The organism is Acinetobacter piscicola, from assembly GCF_015218165.1.
GTDB classification, from domain to species: Bacteria; Pseudomonadota; Gammaproteobacteria; order Pseudomonadales; family Moraxellaceae; genus Acinetobacter; species Acinetobacter piscicola_A.
Genome location: NZ_CP048659.1, coordinates 3184173 through 3201766, shown reverse-complemented (window position 1 = coordinate 3201766; position 17594 = coordinate 3184173). Strand labels below are relative to the sequence as shown.

At 39.0% G+C, this 17594-nt stretch carries 16 protein-coding genes; 13 read left to right on the top strand and 3 right to left on the bottom strand.

Translation table 11 applies throughout. From position 1 onward, the window contains the following. Positions 1–67 precede the first annotated feature (67 nt). Genes G0028_RS15775 through G0028_RS15765 form a run of 3 tightly spaced genes read left to right on the top strand, consistent with a single transcriptional unit; the run spans position 68 to position 4626 of the window. On the top strand, positions 68–889 hold the full coding sequence (locus G0028_RS15775) for a 3'-5' exonuclease (RefSeq protein ID WP_180045054.1): 822 nt from the start codon (positions 68–70) through the stop codon (positions 887–889). 8 nt (positions 890–897) lie between these two features. Next, a complete protein-coding gene (rlmD, locus tag G0028_RS15770; protein ID WP_174493713.1) occupies positions 898–2292 on the top strand; it encodes a 23S rRNA (uracil(1939)-C(5))-methyltransferase RlmD in 1395 nt (464 codons plus the stop codon). Between the two features lie 27 nt (positions 2293–2319). Continuing rightward, positions 2320–4626, top strand: coding sequence for a RelA/SpoT family protein (locus G0028_RS15765; protein ID WP_130072025.1), 2307 nt, complete (start codon positions 2320–2322; stop codon positions 4624–4626). Positions 4627–4689: 63 nt separating this feature from the next. Here the strand turns inward: G0028_RS15765 and G0028_RS15760 are convergent, their stop codons facing one another. Continuing rightward, positions 4690–5463 carry an SDR family oxidoreductase gene (locus G0028_RS15760; RefSeq protein WP_180045055.1) on the bottom strand — a complete coding sequence of 258 codons (774 nt, stop codon included), beginning with the start codon at positions 5461–5463 and terminating at the stop codon, positions 4690–4692. A 114-nt stretch (positions 5464–5577) separates the two neighbouring features. Here G0028_RS15760 and mazG point away from each other — a divergent pair, with 114 nt between their 5' ends. The 9 genes from mazG (at position 5578) to yjgA (ending at position 12274) form a co-directional block, all read left to right on the top strand. After that, positions 5578–6378, top strand: a complete 801-nt coding sequence (gene mazG, locus G0028_RS15755; RefSeq protein ID WP_180045056.1) for a nucleoside triphosphate pyrophosphohydrolase — start codon at positions 5578–5580, stop codon at positions 6376–6378. Further along, the gene (locus tag G0028_RS15750; RefSeq protein WP_372403503.1) at positions 6350–6790 is read left to right on the top strand and encodes a ComEA family DNA-binding protein; all 441 of its coding nucleotides are present in this window, start codon (positions 6350–6352) and stop codon (positions 6788–6790) included. The genes mazG and G0028_RS15750 overlap by 29 nt, the downstream gene beginning before the upstream one ends. A 152-nt stretch (positions 6791–6942) precedes the next feature. After that, complete coding sequence (gene pcnB / locus G0028_RS15745; RefSeq protein WP_130072022.1) at positions 6943–8397, top strand: polynucleotide adenylyltransferase PcnB; 1455 nt, start codon at positions 6943–6945, stop codon at positions 8395–8397. After that, entirely contained in the window at positions 8394–8882 is a 489-nt protein-coding gene (gene folK, locus G0028_RS15740) for a 2-amino-4-hydroxy-6-hydroxymethyldihydropteridine diphosphokinase (RefSeq protein ID WP_130072021.1), read from the top strand. The genes pcnB and folK overlap by 4 nt, the downstream gene beginning before the upstream one ends. Before the next feature lie 43 nt (positions 8883–8925). After that, positions 8926–9735, top strand: a complete 810-nt coding sequence (gene panB / locus G0028_RS15735) for a 3-methyl-2-oxobutanoate hydroxymethyltransferase (RefSeq protein ID WP_174493709.1) — start codon at positions 8926–8928, stop codon at positions 9733–9735. 2 nt (positions 9736–9737) lie between these two features. Then, positions 9738–10583 (top strand): pantoate--beta-alanine ligase, encoded by an 846-nt coding sequence (gene panC / locus G0028_RS15730; RefSeq protein ID WP_130072019.1) that lies wholly within the window; start codon positions 9738–9740, stop codon positions 10581–10583. A gap of 25 nt (positions 10584–10608) precedes the next feature. Further along, complete coding sequence (gene rapZ, locus G0028_RS15725; protein WP_130072018.1) at positions 10609–11460, top strand: RNase adapter RapZ; 852 nt, start codon at positions 10609–10611, stop codon at positions 11458–11460. Beyond that, positions 11457–11726: an HPr family phosphocarrier protein gene (locus G0028_RS15720; RefSeq protein ID WP_130072017.1), complete on the top strand. Its 270-nt coding sequence runs from the start codon at positions 11457–11459 to the stop codon at positions 11724–11726. The genes rapZ and G0028_RS15720 overlap by 4 nt, the downstream gene beginning before the upstream one ends. Positions 11727–11728: 2 nt before the next feature. Further along, a complete protein-coding gene (gene yjgA, locus G0028_RS15715) occupies positions 11729–12274 on the top strand; it encodes a ribosome biogenesis factor YjgA (RefSeq protein ID WP_180045057.1) in 546 nt (181 codons plus the stop codon). 173 nt (positions 12275–12447) lie between these two features. Here the strand turns inward: yjgA and G0028_RS15710 are convergent, their stop codons facing one another. Next, on the bottom strand, positions 12448–14094 hold the full coding sequence (locus G0028_RS15710) for an acyl-CoA synthetase (protein ID WP_180045058.1): 1647 nt from the start codon (positions 14092–14094) through the stop codon (positions 12448–12450). A 208-nt stretch (positions 14095–14302) separates the two neighbouring features. After that, a complete protein-coding gene (locus G0028_RS15705) occupies positions 14303–15394 on the bottom strand; it encodes a hypothetical protein (protein ID WP_227554741.1) in 1092 nt (363 codons plus the stop codon). 276 nt (positions 15395–15670) lie between these two features. Between G0028_RS15705 and thrS the strand changes: the two genes are divergently transcribed. Further along, a complete protein-coding gene (gene thrS / locus G0028_RS15700; RefSeq protein ID WP_180045060.1) occupies positions 15671–17593 on the top strand; it encodes a threonine--tRNA ligase in 1923 nt (640 codons plus the stop codon). Position 17594 lies beyond the last annotated feature (1 nt).

The window sequence follows — 17594 nt, the reverse complement described above, 5'->3', positions numbered from 1 at the left end:
ATTGATTCTCTGAAAAGAAGCGAGTTAATGTGTAAAATAGTCTATGTCGTTTAGGGAAATCTTATTTATGCGTTTACCCGTACTGGTTTTTGATATTGAAACATTGACTGATCATCAGTCGGGTGCACATTTGTATGGGTTGGATTTACCTGCAGAAGATTTAGAGCACGCATTAATGAAAATCCGCCGTCAAGAAGCAGGGACGGATTTTCAACGCTTACCTTTACATGAAATTGTCTGTATTTCAGGTTTATGGATTGATGAAAATGGTTCGATGAAGCTGTTTTCATTTAGCCAAGAACATTTTTCTGAAGCAGAAATTTTAAAGAAATTTCTATCGATTTTTGATAAGCGTCATCCTACTTTGGTCAGTTGGAATGGTTCGCAGTTTGATTTACCTGTGATTTTGTTCCGTGCCATGTATCATGGTTTATCTGCACCAAGTTTGTTCGATCAAGGTGAGATTGACACACAAAAACGGTATAATAACTACCAAAATCGTTATCATCATCGTCATGTTGACTTGATGGATGTGATGGCAATGTTTAATGGTCGACATTTTCAGAAATTAGATGATATTGCACATTTATTGGGTTTTCCTGGTAAACGAGGTATTGCAGGTTATTTTATTCCTGAATATGTGAAAACCAAACAATGGCTCAAGTTGACCAGTTATTGTGAAGGTGATGTCTTAAATACATGGTTGATATTTTTGCGTTGGAATTTACTCAAAGGTCAAATTTCACTCGCAGATCATCAGCTTTGGATTCAAGCGACGATTCACTATTTACAAGGTCAACCGCAGCAAGCTGAGTTTGTACAGATTTGGCGTGAAAGCGCACAAAAAACTGCTTTTAGCGCTACAGATTTTCCCACTACTCCCAATTAGGTATTCCTTTGAAACATAGAGCTAAACCTCGTCCATCTCAACGACCACAGTCTATTTTTAACGTTGAGAGACTTTCACATGAGGGGCGAGGCATAGCACGCTATGGTGATGATCCAAGTCATCCATCTGATAAAAAAGGCAAAAGTGTTTTTATTCGTTTTGCTTTACCGGGTGAAAAAGTCAAAGTACAAATTACGCGTCAAGTGTCTAAGCTTGAAGAAGCCGATACGATACAACTTTTAAGTGAACCACATCCGCAACGGATCGAACCGATATGTCCACATTTTGGCACATGCGGCGGCTGTAACTTGCAGCATTTACATCCTGATGAGCAAATCCGTTTTAAACAAGATGTATTAAAATCGCATTTAAAACATTTTGCAGGTTTGGAGCCTAAAGAATGGCTAGCGCCTATTCGTTCTCTTAAAGTTGATTATCGTCATAAAGCCCGCATTGGTGTGCGCTATATTGCAAAAACGAAAAAACTGTTAATGGGCTTTCGTGAGTCGCAAAGTAATCAATTGATTAATATCCACACGTGTAAGATTTTAGATCAACAATTAGATAAAGCTTTACCTAAACTGCGTGTATTACTCGAAAGTCTTACAGGCAAAGCCGATATTGGTCATATAGAATTAGCAAAGGGTGATCAGGAAATTGCATTATTAATTCGCCATACAGCGGATTTATCGACACAAGATGTCAACCGATTAAAACAATTTGCGTTAGAGGAACAGTGGCAACTGTATTTTCAACCTGCGGGGAATGAGAGCTTACATCGTGTAGATGATGCTCAAGCGGCGATGCATTTACATTATAGTTTGAATGATTTTGCAATTCATTTTGCATTTAAACCTACAGATTTTACGCAGGTGAATCCTACTGTAAATCCACAAATGGTAAAATTGGCATGTGATTTGCTTGATTTAAAACAAGGTGAGCGTGTGCTTGATCTTTTCTGCGGTCTAGGTAATTTTTCTTTACCACTCGCTAAAAAAGTTGGGCAAACTGGATCGGTGATTGCTGTTGAAGGTAGTCCCGAGATGGTTAAGCGCGGTACAGAAAATGCACTGAAAAATTGCATAACTAATGTTACGTTTTACTCACAAGATTTAACAAAAGATTTTTCTCAAAATTCTTGGGCAAATCAAGGATTTGATGCATTATTAATAGACCCACCTCGTGCGGGGGCGGAGCAAATCATGCATTATGTACCTAAGTTTGGTGCAAAAAAAATCGTTTATGTATCCTGTGACCCTGCAACGCTTGCGAGGGATGCTGGGATTTTAGTGCAACATGGGTATCAGCTGAAAAAGGCGGGTGTGATGGATATGTTTACACATACAGGTCATGTTGAATCCATTGCCTTATTTGAAAAAAATGTTGAGATAAACGATTTATAATGAACTGTAGATTCACAGGAGAAGGGTATGGTCACAGTACGTGAACAACTTCCAGAACAGCTAAATGAGTTGTCTGAGGAAGCGACTGTAGAACATGCCGTAGAAGCGCAACAGGCTTTAGCGACTTGGCTAGATCGTGTACGTGGAATTTTAGACGGTGCAGAGCTGGATCAGCTTCAAGAAGTAGCTCAATTAGTTTTACAAAAAGAATTAGCGACCATAGCAAATAGCCGAACCAATACCTTTGCAACAGGAATTGGGATGGCTGATATTTTGGCGCATTTACATGTCGATGAAGATACCTTATCTGCTGCTGTTTTATACCGTAGTGTGCGTGAAGGTATTACCACCCTTGAAGAAATTCAAGAAAAGTTTGGAGAGCATGTTTTTAATCTTGTCAAAGGTACTTTGGCAATGGGGAAACTCTCTGAACTGATCGAAAAAAACAAACGTTTAGAAGACCATTTTAATAATAACCAACGTGAGCATTTGTCTGGTATTTATAAAATGCTGATTTCTGTGACCGAAGATGTCCGGGTTGTATTAATTAAATTGGCTGAACGTACTTATGCTTTACGTGAATTAGCAAAATCACCTAGAGAGCGTCAAGAACGTGTTGCACGTGAAATTCTTACCATTTATTCGCCTTTGGCGCATCGTTTAGGGATTGCACAGTTAAAGTGGGAACTTGAAGATTTAGCCTTTCGTTATTTAGCGCCTGAACGTTATAAAGAAATTGCATCATTGCTCAATGAAAAGCGTTTAGAGCGTGAGCAATATATTCAGTTTGTGGTGGAAAAACTCAAAAGTGAATTGGCAGCACATGATATTCATGCGGAAATTTCAGGGCGTGTAAAACATATTTATTCTATTTATCGTAAGATGAAGAGTAAAAATCTGAGTTTTGACCAACTTTATGATATTCGCGCTGTGCGTGTGTTAGTAAAATCGGTTCCTGAATGTTATCACGCTTTGGGTATTGTGCATCAAATTTGGCGACATATTCCGCATCAGTTTGATGATTATATTACTAATCCTAAAGCCAATGGTTATCGTTCCTTACATACGGCTGTTATTGCTGAAAATAAATCGCTTGAAATTCAGATTCGTACTGTAGAAATGCATGAAGAAGCTGAACTAGGTGTTTGTTCACATTTCAATTATAAAGAAGGTTCAAAAACCACAGATTATTCATTTAATCATCGGTTGCATTCTTTGCGTTCAGTACTTGAGCATTATCAAGAACGCAATGAAACCAATGTGCATCCAAATGAAGATGACACTGAAGATTTTGAACATATTCAAGACTTTGAAGGTTTTGAGAAAATTTATGTCTTTAGTCGTGATGGTGATATCAAAGAATTACCACGTGGTTCAACCGTCTTAGATTTTGCTTATCACGTACATACAGAAGTGGGCAATAAGTGCTATGCCGCACGTGTGAATCAGCGTTATGTCCCACTTACTTACACCTTGAAAACAGGTGAACAAGTTGAAATTTTAACCAAAAAAGATCGTGAGCCAAATCGGGATTGGTTGGTAAATTCTTTAGGTTATATCAAAACTGCGCGAGCGCGTGACAAATTGCGTCATTGGTTTAGACAGCAAGATCGCAGTAAAAACTTGGAAGTTGGACGAGAGATTTTAAATAAAGAACTTTCTCGTTTAGCGATTCACCCGAAAAGTATTGATTTAAATGATTATTGTAATCATTTTAATGTCAAAACAGGGGACGATATTTTAGTGGCATTGGTGAGTGGTGACATTAGCCTACATGCCATGATTAACCAAGTAAATCGTCATATGCACTTAGATCAGGATGAGCCTGAACTGGTGTTAAAGCCGACGTTGAACCCTCGTGCAAGTCATACCTTGTCAGCACATGGTATTTTGATTGACGGTTTGGATAATGTTGAACTGCATATCGCACAATGTTGTCAGCCTGTGCATGGCGAGTCGATTGCAGGTTATATCACTTTAAATCGTGGTGTGAGTATTCATAAAGTGACCTGTACTGATTATATGCGTATGATCAATTTAGAGCCTGATCGTGCGGTAGAAGCTGATTGGGAAATGCAGCCGACACGTGGGCAAAGTGTGCAAATCGTGGTGGAAGCTTATGATCGTCGTGGTTTGTTGAAAGATTTAACCCAAGTGATTTTCTCTGATCAGATCAATATTCGTCAGGTTAATACCATTTCTGAAGCAGATGGCATTGCCAATATGAAGCTTTTGATTGAAGTCAAAGGCTTGGCGCAACTGTCTCGTTTGTTGGCACGTTTAGAGCAACAACCCGGTATTATTAGCGCAAGACGCTTAGTGCAAGGCAACTAGTGTAGATCTGATAAAAAACCTGCGTTACGCAGGTTTTTTATTGGCTGAAATTATATTCATTTTTTATTTTCGACTTAATAACATGTTACTTAGGCGATTGATAATTTGTGGGCTGATATTTGAAAGTTGATACATGGCTTTGGTTTTAAAACCAATTGGATGATGTGTTGGTGTGAGCATGTTACCTTTGCAATTCACTAAGGTGAATACTTCATCAGCAATATCTTGTGGTTTTAAACTCACACCAATATTGTGAATGGTGCCTGCATCCATATCCTTTACCATTGTGGTTTGTACAAAGAGTGGCATGACATCTAAGACTCGAATACCATATTTTTGCCACTCAATATCTAAGCCTTCAGTGATACCTCGTACTGCAAATTTACTGGCAGAATAGGAAATCAGGTCGGCTTGACCATAAATTGCAGAGGCTGAAGATAGGTTGATAATACGTGCAAAATTTGCTTGTTTTAAAAAAGGCAATGCAGCATGGCAACCATTTAGAACACCTTTAACATTAATGTCAATGGTGCGATGATGGGCTTGAATTTCGGTTTTTTCAAATGCGCCAGAGTATAAAATGCCTGCATTATTGACTAAAACATTGAGCTGACCTGCCCAAGTGCTAAACTCGTCTAAGGCATGTTGCCATTGTATATAATCGCTGACATCAAGTTTTCCAGCTTTGGCGTTATTGCCGAGTTGTTGTGCAAGCTGTTGTGCTAAATTTTCGTTGATATCATAAATGCCCACTTTATAGCCTTGTTGATAAAAAGTTCGAGCAATCGCAGCACCAATGCCTTGTGCTGCACCACTAATAAAAATACTTTGCTGCATGTGGCTATCCTTTTTGTTTTAAAATATTGATCTTAGTTCAGTTGAACATAAAATACTTTTAGCTGACAAGCCTGCGTAGTCATCGATTTTATTGTGTTATCTATAGGACGTTTTATGGAAAAGTTACTCAACATCATGCAACAGTTGCGTCAAGAATGCCCTTGGGATCGTGAACAAACGCCAGAATCTTTAACACAATATGCCATCGAAGAAGCGTATGAAGTTGAGTCCGCAGTACGCTCAGGTCATGCCAATGATGTACGTGATGAGTTGGGAGACTTGTTATTGCAAGTCGTTTTTCAAGCGCAAATGTACAGTGAGCAAGGGGCATTTGACTTTAATGATGTGGTTGAGGCAATTTGTCAAAAATTGATTCGCCGTCATCCACATGTTTTTGAGAAAGATAAATTTAATGATTTAAATGCAGAAGAAGTTTCACAGCTTTGGCAGCAAATTAAACAGCAAGAAAAGCAAGGTAAAACACAGTCGCGTTTGGATGAGGTGAAACATGCGCCAGCTTTGATTCAAGCGGAAAATATTCAAAAAAATGTTGCAAAGATTGGTTTTGACTTTTCTGATGCAGCAGAAGCTTATGGCAAAGTGAAAGAAGAGTTGGCTGAGTTAGAGGCAGCAGTTGCCGCTAAAAAATCCGACGAAATAATGGATGAATTTGGTGATTGTTTGTTCTCATTAATCAATGTTGGGCGTAAACTAGGGATCTCAAGTGAAATGGCGTTATTGAGTACCATTCACAAGTTTAAAAAACGTTTTGCTTTTATAGAAGATCAAGTATTACAACAAAATAAAAGATTAGAGCAGATGAGTTTAGCGCAATTAGATCAGCTATGGGAGCAAGCCAAATTACATTTAAAACAACAGGCTGCGTATGAAAAACAATCAGGAATATCCATTTAAAAATGCTTTTTTGTTTTTAGCATTATTTTTCAGTATGTGTGTGTTGCCTCATACGCATGCTGAAAAATTTGACCAAAATTATTTGCAATGGAAAGCCAAACAACAAGCACGTGATGAGCAACTTAAAAGGCAAGACCCTAATTATTATTTAGGAAAGCCAACGGTGAGCAATCATCAAACATCGAAGCAAGCAAACAGTGCTAGCGCTGCTGTATCGGGGGCAAAAATTAATATTAATACAGCCAATGTTCAGCAATTACAGCAATTAAATGGGGTAGGTGAAAAGAAAGCCCAAGCCATTTTGGAATATAGACAACAAAATGGAAAATTTAAAAATATTGATGAGCTGCAAAATATCAAAGGAATTGGTCCCAAATTGCTAGAAAAGAATCGTACGATGATTGTTTTATAAGAAAAAAATATGTGGTTGAACTGTGTGCAGTATGTATTCGACAATAGATTATTTCGGGCAAGATTGAGAGAATCAAATTGCCCTTTGATTGTGTTAGAGATATTATTAGCATAATTATTATTTTTACGTCCTGACGTAGGAGACAGCGTCTTTTGCAAACTTTGCGTGCGTCAAAGTGTGGATTATCCACCGCTCAATTACCTTCTTCCATTTTAGATGTTATTGATTCTTTAACAAAAGCGGGCTATGAAGCTTATATCGTCGGTGGCGGCGTTCGTGATCTGATGTTGGGACAAAGCCCAAAAGATTACGATGCTGTGACCAATGCAACACCATCCCAAGTTAAAGAAGTCTTTGGACGTCGTTGTCGTATTATTGGTCGCCGTTTTGAATTGGCACATGTCTATTCAGGGCGTGAGTTGATTGAAGTTGCGACTTTCCGTGCACCACCGAAAAAAGCCATCACCTCTGCCGCAGGGATGATTTTACGCGACAATAATTGGGGCACGATCGAGCAAGATTTTGCTCGCCGAGATTTTTCGATCAATGCTTTATATTATCAACCACGTAAAGGTATCGTGCTTGATTTTTGTGATGCAGTCGAGGATATAAACAGTAAAACCTTACGTTTATTGGGTGATCCTGCACAGCGTTTTGAAGAAGACCCTGTACGGATGTTGCGTACTTTACGTTTTGCAGCCAAGCTCAATTTTAATATTGACCAGACGATTTTAGATATATTCACCCCTGAAATGACTCAGCTTTTGCGTGATGTATCACCCCATCGTTTATATGATGAGTCACAAAAATTATTCACCATGGGGCATCTCAATCGTGTTATGCCGATGTTGATCGAGTTTGGTATTTGGCAACAGCTATTTGCCGATTTAAACCCTGAAGTCACTCCATTTATGGAACGTGCTGCAAAAAATACCGATCAGCGTATCCAAATTGGTAAAACCATAAATCCTGCATTTTTCTATGCGGTGTTGTTATGGGAAAACTTCCTGCAACGTTGTGATGTGTACCAAGCCAAAGGTATTGTTGCAGCAGAAGCACGTGCGCAAGCAGGTTTAGATGTACTAAAACGCCAAGCGACACGTACTATTATTCCTCGTTTTGCAGAAACGTTTATTCGTGAAGTGTGGGAAATGCAAACGCGTTTGTTGAATCCGAAGCCACAGCAAATTGAAGCATTATCAGGGCATGCACGTTTTAGAGCGGGTTTTGACTTTTTGTTATTGCGTGAAAAGGCAGGCGATACAGCAACACAAGGCATGGGCAGTTGGTGGGAAGCCTATCAAAATATGTCTTTGGATGAGAAAGAACGTGCGATCAGCAGTTACAATCGTCAACGTGCTAAAAACCGTCGTAAAGCCACAACAGATGAGTCTGTAGAAAGCAAAGTTTCAACGCAAATTGAGCCTTTGGTAAAAGAAGTTGAAACACGCAATCGTCGTAGTCGTAAAGCACGTGTTGAGGAGAAAAAACCTGTAACACAAGCCACTTCTCATCAAGCGGATACGATTCATCCTGATCATCCAATCTTAAAACGTAAACGTGTACAACGTGATTTGACGCAAGTGATTTTTGGACCAACACAATGAGTGTGCTGACGTATATTGGTTTAGGCAGTAACCTCGGTGACTCACAGCAAATTTTACAAGAAGCGGTGCAAAAGCTTGCGACTATCGGGCAAGTGAAAGTCTCGAAATTGTACCAAAGTCCACCGATGGGACCGCAAGATCAGCCGAATTATCATAATGCTGTTGCACAATTGGTGACGGATTTAGCGCCTTTGGCATTGTTAGATGCTTTACAGCGCTTTGAAAATGAATCAGGGCGCGTGCGTTTACGCCGTTGGGGGGAACGCACTTTAGATTTAGATCTTTTGCTTTATGCTGAAAAAAACATTATAAATGAGCGGCTCACTGTGCCACATATTGGTATTTTAGAGCGCGATTTTGTAGTGATTCCTTTGTTGGATTTAGATCCTGATCTCAAAGTGAATGGGCAAGCTTTAAAAAACTCAGAACTGCTACAACATTCAACTTTAACTGTTTTAGCTGATACAGATTGGGCAAACATTTAAGCCTGTTGAACGCTAAGGAACTCTGAATGAGAGGATTATCATCATGATTAGTCTAAGTGATTTACGCAAATTTAAAACGCAAGGACGTAAATTTTCATGCTTAACTTGCTATGATGCAAGCATGGCAAAAGCAATGCAAATTGCTGAGATTGATAGTATTTTAATCGGTGATTCTTTAGGTATGACCATTCAAGGGCATGATTCAACTTTGCCTGTCACTGTCGCAGATATGGCTTATCATACTGCTGTGGTACGCCGTGGTAATCAGCATTCTTTTATCATGTGTGATTTACCTTTTATGAGTTATGCAACGCTTAATGATGCGTTGGTCAACTCAAAAACAGTGATGCAAGCTGGCGCACAAATGGTCAAAATCGAAGGTGGTGCGTGGTTAGCTGAAACTGTGCAAACTTTGACGCGCAATGGTATTCCTGTCTGTGTGCATTTAGGTTTAACGCCACAGTCTGTGCATGTATTTGGTGGTTATAAATTACAAGCAAAAACCCGTGCAGCAGCAGATCAGCTGATTGCAGATTGTAAAGCGGTGGTTGCAGCAGGCGCAGCAATTTTATTGCTTGAATGTGTGCCTGCACAGTTGGGGCAAGAAATTTCTGAATTATTCCCTGAAGTTCCTGTCATCGGCATTGGTGCAGGTAAAGAAACGGATGGACAAGTGTTGGTGGTACAAGACATGTTAGGTTTAACCTTTGGTCGTGTAGCACGATTTGTCCGTAATTTTATGAAAGAACAAGCAGGGGAAACCGCAATTTTGGATGCTTTTAAAGCTTACCATGCGGCTGTACAAGATCAATCGTTCCCTGCAGCTGAACATACTTTCCAAGTCGAGCTATAAACATGAAAACTGAAACTACCATACAAGGATTATCTGCATCGTTAAGTCCTGCTCGATCAGCACGTAAAATCATAGGTTTTATCCCCACGATGGGGAATTTGCATGAGGGGCATTTGAACCTTGTGCGTGCTGCACGAAAATTGTGTGATGTAGTGGTGGTCAGTATTTTTGTGAACCCGATTCAGTTTGGTCCAAATGAAGATTTTGATAATTATCCTCGCACCTTAGAGCACGACAGTCATCTTTTGGCTGAAGTTGGATGTGATATTGTATTTGCACCTTCTGTAGAGCAAATGTATGGCAAACAACCGCGTTTGACCAATATCAGCGTGAGTGATATTACCAATGACTTATGCGGTTTACAACGTCCGGGACATTTTGATGGTGTTGCCGTTGTTGTGACTAAACTGTTTAATATTGTGCAACCTAATTTTGCATTTTTTGGGCAAAAAGATTATCAGCAATTAGCAGTGATTAAGCAGTTAGTTCAAGATTTAAGTATGCCAATAGAAGTCATTGCTGTGCCTATTGCGCGTGCAGAAGATGGTTTGGCATTAAGTTCTCGTAATGGTTATTTATCTGAGCAAGATCGTGCAACTGCACCGACCATTTATGCAACTTTGCAAGCAGCTGAAAAGCAATTGCATGATGGGCTTGAATTAGATGTTGTGTTAACGAATATTCGTCAAATACTCACTGAGGCAGGTTTTGAAGTAGATTACGTGGAAGCACGTACGCCAACGTTGCAAAAAATTGGTCAATTTGATCAAGATATAGTATTGTTTGTTGCTGCAAAATTAGGAAAAACCCGTTTGATTGATAACTTACAGGTTAAACATTCTACTTAAAACAATAAATTAGGGTCGCCATGCCATGAAGCGTATACTTATCGTGACAGGACAATCTGGATCAGGAAAATCCTCTGCATTGCAGGTTTTAGAAGATTTGGGCTATTACTGTATTGATAATTTACCTTTGGCATTGCTGCCTGAAATTGTAGAAAAATTAGACAAAGAAAACAATCTAGAGCAATTGGCTCTAGGGGTTGATGTCCGTAGTACACGTGCTGATTTACAAGGTTTCGACCATGTTTTTCAAATGCTACAAAAGCATGGTGAAGTCGATGTGATTTATCTTACGACACGTGATCAAGAGCTGATTTCACGATTTAGTGCATCACGTAGACCACATCCCTTGTCTACACGTTTTAAAAGTTTAAATGAGTGTATTCAAGAAGAAAAAAATTTATTACTGCCAATTCAATTACGTGCCACAGTCCATATAGATACATCAGATAAAAGCGTACACGATTTAAAAGATATATTATTGTCCAAATTGGGGCAGTCAGATAAACTGATTTTGATTTTACAGTCATTTGGTTATAAATACGGTATTCCTTTAGATGCCGACTTTGTTTTTGATGTTCGTCATTTACCTAATCCACATTGGGATTTAGAGCTCAGAAAATTTTCAGGTTTGGATGAACCTGTGAAAGTTTTTTTAGAGGAAAGTCCACAAGCCAATGACATGTATAACGATATTTACCAATTTTTAAATAAGTGGTTGCCTGCATTTGCGGAAGGACATCGACATTATATTACGGTGTCTATTGGTTGTACGGGTGGACAGCACCGTTCGGTTTATATCGTTGATCGGTTGAAAACAGCGTTACAGTCAAAATGGACGATTCAAGTATTACATAGAGAAATGAAGCACTGGTCATGATTGACACAACTGTTGACGTAATTAATAAATTAGGGTTACATGCGCGAGCATCTGGAAAACTCATTGAAGTGACGACCAAATTTCGTTCATCGATTCAGATTGGTAAAGATGATAAATTGGTTGATGCAAAGAATATCCTTTCTTTACTTATGCTTGGTGCAGGTAAGGGAACCACTTTACGTCTAGTGATTGACGGTGCAGATGAAGAAAAAGCTTTGTCTGAAGTTCAAGCACTATTCGCAGCTAAATTTTACGAGGCAGAATAATCGTGGCACGTCGTCCGCAACGTTTTACTGAAGACGATTTTGAGTCTTTAGAAGGACGTGCAAGTAAATCAGAACAGAAAAGAGCTGTACAACGTATGGCTGCTTTGGGTGAGCAATTGGCTGAATTGTCGAAAAAACAAATCGAAGCCTTGCCTGTTGCAGAACGTTTGATCGAAGCTTTGCTTGATGTGCAATTAATCACATCATTTGAAGCACGCCGCCGTCAATTTCAGCGTATTGGTAAATTATTGCGTAATGAAGATGAAGCAATGATTTTATCTTACTTGACTCCGAAACAAGGTGCAAAAAAACTTGCACAATTGGATCGTTGGGTTGAACGTATGATTGAGCAGCGTGATCCTGCCATTAAAGAATTTTGTAAATCTTATAATGCCGCAGAAAGTCATTCATTGCGTCAACATGTGCTTCGTATTCATCGTGATAAGTCATTGCAAGCAACTGAAGAAGAGTTGGCTGAATCTAAACAGAAGTTTTTAAACTATGTTCAACAAGTGGCGCTATTGTCTGAACAAGGTCGAGCAAAGTAATTTGATTTACTTAAGTTTGATGATAAAAAACGACCTTTTGTAGGTCGTTTTTTACTGTTTGTGCTATTCATACTTGTTTGGGATTATCAGAATTCATATTGATCCATCATTTTTATGCGTTTATTTTGGCTCTGCCTAGCCCTCTCCTGAAAAGGAGAGGGCTATTTACAGGATTAGCTAAACTCACCCACTGAACGCTCTTTTGCCCAATCACGTAAGATAAATTTTTGTAATTTACCTGTAGAGGTTTTTGGAATTTCACCAATCACTACATCTTTTGGCACTTTAAAACGCGCTAGATGTTGCTTACAGAACTCGATCACTTCTTCTGGTGTGATTTGTGCACCTTGTTTTAACTCAATAAAGGCACATGGTACTTCTTGCCAACGTGGATCAGGTTTTGCCACTACAGCAGCCGTCATGATGGCTGGATGGGTATAAAGGACTTCTTCCACTTCTAACGATGAAATATTCTCACCTCCTGAAATGATGATGTCTTTGGAACGATCCATAATCTTGGCATAACCATCAGGTTGGCAAACTGCGAGGTCACCTGTATGGAACCATCCCCCTTTAAAGGCTTCTTCTGTTGCTTGTGGATTTTTTAAATAGCCTTTCATCACAATATTGCCACGGAACATAATTTCGCCCATGGTGGTACCATCGTTAGGCACAGGTTGCATGGTTTCAGGGTCAAGCACACGCATACCATCTTGCAATGGATAAGGTACGCCTTGACGCGAATGTAGCTGTGCCTGTTCACTGATTGAAAGCTCACTCCAACCTGCTTGTGAGGCACATAGTGCAGATGGACCATAGGTTTCGGTTAAGCCATACACATGGTTCACTTGTACACCAATGTGATGCATGCCTTCAATGATTGCCGCAGGTGGGGCAGCGCCTGCCACCATCACTTCAACACGATGATTAAATTTGATTTGCTTATCTTTTGGTGTGTTAATGAGCATAGACAATACAATTGGTGCACCACAAAAATAATCGACTTTGTATTGATCAATCAATTTATAAATCAATTCTGGGTCGATTTTACGCAAGCAAATATTGGTACCGCCATTTGCCGCTACTGTCCACGCAAAACACCAACCATTGCAGTGAAAGAGGGGTAATGTCCATAAATATTTACAACGTGGGGTCATGCCGCAGGCAATGATATTACTTGCTGCATTAATATAAGCACCACGATGATGATAAACCACACCTTTCGGATTGCCTGTCGTACCTGAGGTGTAGTTTAAACTGATGGCATCCCATTCATCTTGTGGTAGATGCCATTCAAAATTTTCGTCACCTGCTTTGAGCCAGTCCTCATATTCGACCTGACCGATACGTGGAGTGGTATCATTGGCTTCGTATTCTGCATCTGCCACGTCAATAATATAGATTTCCTGATCTATGAGTGAGATTGCTTCTTGTGCAAGTGCTGCAAATTCAGGATCAACCAAAAGAACTTTGGTTTCAGCATGCTCAAGCATAAAGGCAATGGTCTTTGCATCTAGACGGGTATTTAAAGTGTTGAGTACTGCACCTGCCATAGGAACTGCAAAGTGTGCCTCAATCATTGCTGGAATATTAGGTAATAATACCGAAACGGTATCATTCTTTTGAATGCCTAAATTTTGTAATTGATGTGCAAACTGACGGCAACGTGTATACGTTTCACGCCAAGAAATATGTCGTGCACCATGTACGATCGCATCCTGATGTGGATAGATGTACGCAGCACGCTCTAAATAGCGTAAAGGTGATAATGCGACAAAGTTCGCAGGTGTGCGTGGTAATTCATCGTATGCACTGATCATATTTTTTAACTCCATTTCATATTTGTTTTAATTTCCATGTCTAAAAGATATGCATATCTTGATTATAAATCATTTATTCTTTAGTCGAGTATTTGTCTAAATTTACATTTTATTTTTAACATGACTATTTAAAATAAAGTGACTACTACACCTTAAAAATAACATTAAAAAACCGCCGTAATGGCGGTTTTTTAAAAACAAAGTTCTATCAAAGCACTTTGTTTAATGCATTTGCCAATGTCATCATGGCTGTTTTATTAAAGTAAGTTTCAGACATATCCACATTTTTTTCTGATGGATCCATTTGCATTTTAATTAAATCTCCAGCAGGAAAATAGGCTGCTGAATAGATCTTACCGTTTAATCTTACAGCTGTGTAGTTTTGAGTAAATGGATATCCTATTCCTGTCGAACTACTCACTGGATAAGCAACTTGATATCCTGCAAATTGGTCTGTTTTCCAAACATAACCTTTAGGGATTTTTGTATTTGCTATAAATTCTTCTATTGTTTTGTAATTGGTTAAGTTACTGTCATTAAATGTAATATTGGGAGCATTTAAAATTGTTTGATCAATGTAGCCAATTTTTGATCCCGCAGGAAATTTAGTTTGATCTAATAATAGTGAATTTAGTAATTTTTTATCATGATATTTGAGAAAGTTTACAATATTAGAGCTGATATATCGTTGAGCATTTCCTGAATTAGGGTAATCATAATACTTAAATAAATCAGCAACTGTTTTACCTGAAATATCAATTTGTATCGCATGGGATTTAACTTGAGTTTCGGCTTGAATTGTACATTCATCACTAAATTGATTTAATACAGTTGAATTTCCATTTTGAGAAATGACATAACCGAGTGGAAAACCACTACTCGTCAGCGTTTGTTTGAAACTCGTGTCTAATTTTGAGGGTGTTAGACGATATTGATCTATATAATCAGTACTGATGGATGTAGGTGAGTTTTTAAGAAAGTGAGTTAAGTTTTGATAGATGACACCATTGTGGAGTGTATTTGAATAAAAAACGAGATTACTTTCTCTTTCTAATGAAAAAATTTCTTCACTAAAGAAACCTGAACCCGTTGTCTTTAAATTCTTAGGAATACCATTGACACATTCAATATTTGTTGGGGTAGTGGGTGTAGTTGGATTGGTCGGTGTTGTGGGATGGGTTGGATTAGTGGCAGCAGAATTTCCATCATTAGAACTTCCACCTCCACATGCACTCAATGCCATAGATATAACAACACTTGTACTTATAAGTTTAATTTTCTTGTTGAGCTTTTTCATCATTTGCCTTTTTTAGTCTTAGATGGAGATTTGAAACTCTAGTTTTTCTTTAAAGTGATAAATATATCACTGTATTTTTATTTTTAGTAATTTGTTTCAAAAAAAATAGACCAACGCGTTATATCTGCGTGAAGAGGTTTATCAATCATCATTTAAGGTGTAAAATTATCCGCACTTTTTATTTGTTCCACCGATTTTATCTTTTGAGCTTCGCTCGATCATAATCTCGCGGTGATATGCTCTATTGTACGGGGCATCACTCCTTAAGGATTTTTTCTTATGCCTATTATCACATTGCCAAATGGCGATCAAAAAACTTTTGACCAAGCCGTTTCTGTCATGGAAGTTGCACAAAGTATTGGACCTGGACTTGCTAAAAATACAGTCGCAGGTAAAGTCAATGGTCGTTTAGTGGATGCAAGTGATTTCATTACCGAAGATGCCACACTTGAAATTATTACACCTAAAAACCCAGAAGGTGTAGAAATCATTCGTCACTCATGTGCGCACTTGGTGGGACATGCGGTAAAACAACTTTTCCCAGAAGCCAAAATGGTGATTGGCCCTGTGATTGAAGATGGTTTTTATTATGACATCTTTAGTCCAAAGCCATTTACACCAGAAGATATGGCTGCCATCGAAGCACGCATGAAAAAGCTGATCGATGAAGATTATGATGTCATTAAAAAAATGACCCCTCGTGCAGAGGTCATCAAAATCTTTACTGAGCGTGGTGAAGATTATAAATTACGCTTAATTGATGATATGCCTGATGAAACTCAAATGGGCTTGTACTATCATCAAGAATACGTTGACATGTGTCGTGGTCCACACGTGCCCAATACTAAGTTCTTAAAATCATTCAAACTTACTAAAATGTCAGGTGCATACTGGCGTGGTGATGCGAAGAATGAACAGCTTCAGCGTATTTATGGTACAGCTTGGGCGGACAAAAAAGAATTAGCTGCTTACATCAAGCGTATTGAAGAAGCTGAAAAACGTGACCATCGTAAAATTGGGAAAGCTTTAGACTTATTCCATATGCAAGAAGAAGCGCCTGGTATGGTGTTTTGGCATGCCAATGGTTGGACGATTTACCAAGTACTTGAACAGTACATGCGTAAAATTCAACAAGACAATGGCTATCAAGAAATTAAAACGCCGCAAATTGTAGACTTTACACTTTGGGAAAAATCTGGTCACGCTGCTAACTATGCTGAAAACATGTTTACGACGCATTCAGAAAGTCGTAACTATGCTGTAAAACCAATGAACTGCCCATGTCATGTGCAAGTTTTCAACCAAGGTTTGAAATCTTACCGTGATCTTCCAATTCGTTTGGCAGAGTTTGGTTCATGTCACCGTAACGAACCATCAGGTTCATTACACGGCATTATGCGTGTACGTGGCTTTACCCAAGATGATGCACATATCTTCTGTACCACTGAACAAATTGGTAAAGAAGTTGCAGACTTTATTAAACTTACTTTAGATGTGTATAAAGACTTCGGCTTTGAAGAAGTTCAAATGAAATTGTCTACTCGTCCTGAAAAACGTGTAGGTGCAGATGAGCTTTGGGATGTTGCAGAAAAATCTTTAGCAGATGCTTTAGACGAAGCAGGTCTAGATTGGGAGGAACAGCCAGGTGAGGGTGCCTTCTATGGTCCGAAGATTGAATTCTCTCTGAAAGACTGTTTAGGTCGGATCTGGCAGTGCGGTACAATTCAGTGTGACTTTAACTTGCCGTTACGTTTAGATGCCTCATATGTAACAGAAGATAACGATCGTGACCATCCTGTGATGTTACACCGTGCAATTCTTGGCAGTTTTGAACGTTTTATTGGTATACTTATTGAACACTACGCAGGCTTTATGCCACCATGGTTGGCACCAGTCCAAGCATGTGTGATGAATATTACCGATTCTCAAGCAGCAGCATGTGAAAATGTAGTTGCAAAACTCAAAGAAAATGGCATTCGAGCAATTTCAGACTTGAGAAATGAGAAAATCGGCTTTAAGATTCGTGAGCGTACATTAGAGCGTATTCCATACTTATTGGTACTTGGGGACCGTGAAGTGGAAGAAGGTACGGTTAATGTTCGTACCCGTTCTGGAAAAAATTTAGGGACTATGTCAATTGATGCATTTGTTGACTTAGTGAAAGCAGCCGTTGCCGAACGTGGCCGGTATATTGTGGAGTAAG

Excerpts from the sequence above, each read along its gene's own strand:
- G0028_RS15765 (WP_130072025.1), top strand. The coding sequence starts at position 2,320 with ATGGTCACAGTACGTGAACAACTTCCAGAACAGCTAAATGAGTTGTCT.
- G0028_RS15720 (WP_130072017.1), top strand. The coding sequence starts at position 11,457 with ATGATTGACACAACTGTTGACGTAATTAATAAATTAGGGTTACATGCG.
- panC (WP_130072019.1), top strand. The coding sequence starts at position 9,738 with ATGAAAACTGAAACTACCATACAAGGATTATCTGCATCGTTAAGTCCT.
- rapZ (WP_130072018.1), top strand. The coding sequence starts at position 10,609 with ATGAAGCGTATACTTATCGTGACAGGACAATCTGGATCAGGAAAATCC.
- mazG (WP_180045056.1), top strand. The coding sequence starts at position 5,578 with ATGGAAAAGTTACTCAACATCATGCAACAGTTGCGTCAAGAATGCCCT.
- G0028_RS15705 (WP_227554741.1), bottom strand. The coding sequence starts at position 15,394 with ATGATGAAAAAGCTCAACAAGAAAATTAAACTTATAAGTACAAGTGTT.
- G0028_RS15710 (WP_180045058.1), bottom strand. The coding sequence starts at position 14,094 with ATGATCAGTGCATACGATGAATTACCACGCACACCTGCGAACTTTGTC.
- G0028_RS15775 (WP_180045054.1), top strand. The coding sequence starts at position 68 with ATGCGTTTACCCGTACTGGTTTTTGATATTGAAACATTGACTGATCAT.
- G0028_RS15760 (WP_180045055.1), bottom strand. The coding sequence starts at position 5,463 with ATGCAGCAAAGTATTTTTATTAGTGGTGCAGCACAAGGCATTGGTGCT.
- G0028_RS15750 (WP_372403503.1), top strand. The coding sequence starts at position 6,350 with ATGAAAAACAATCAGGAATATCCATTTAAAAATGCTTTTTTGTTTTTA.
- panB (WP_174493709.1), top strand. The coding sequence starts at position 8,926 with ATGATTAGTCTAAGTGATTTACGCAAATTTAAAACGCAAGGACGTAAA.
- thrS (WP_180045060.1), top strand. The coding sequence starts at position 15,671 with ATGCCTATTATCACATTGCCAAATGGCGATCAAAAAACTTTTGACCAA.
- folK (WP_130072021.1), top strand. The coding sequence starts at position 8,394 with ATGAGTGTGCTGACGTATATTGGTTTAGGCAGTAACCTCGGTGACTCA.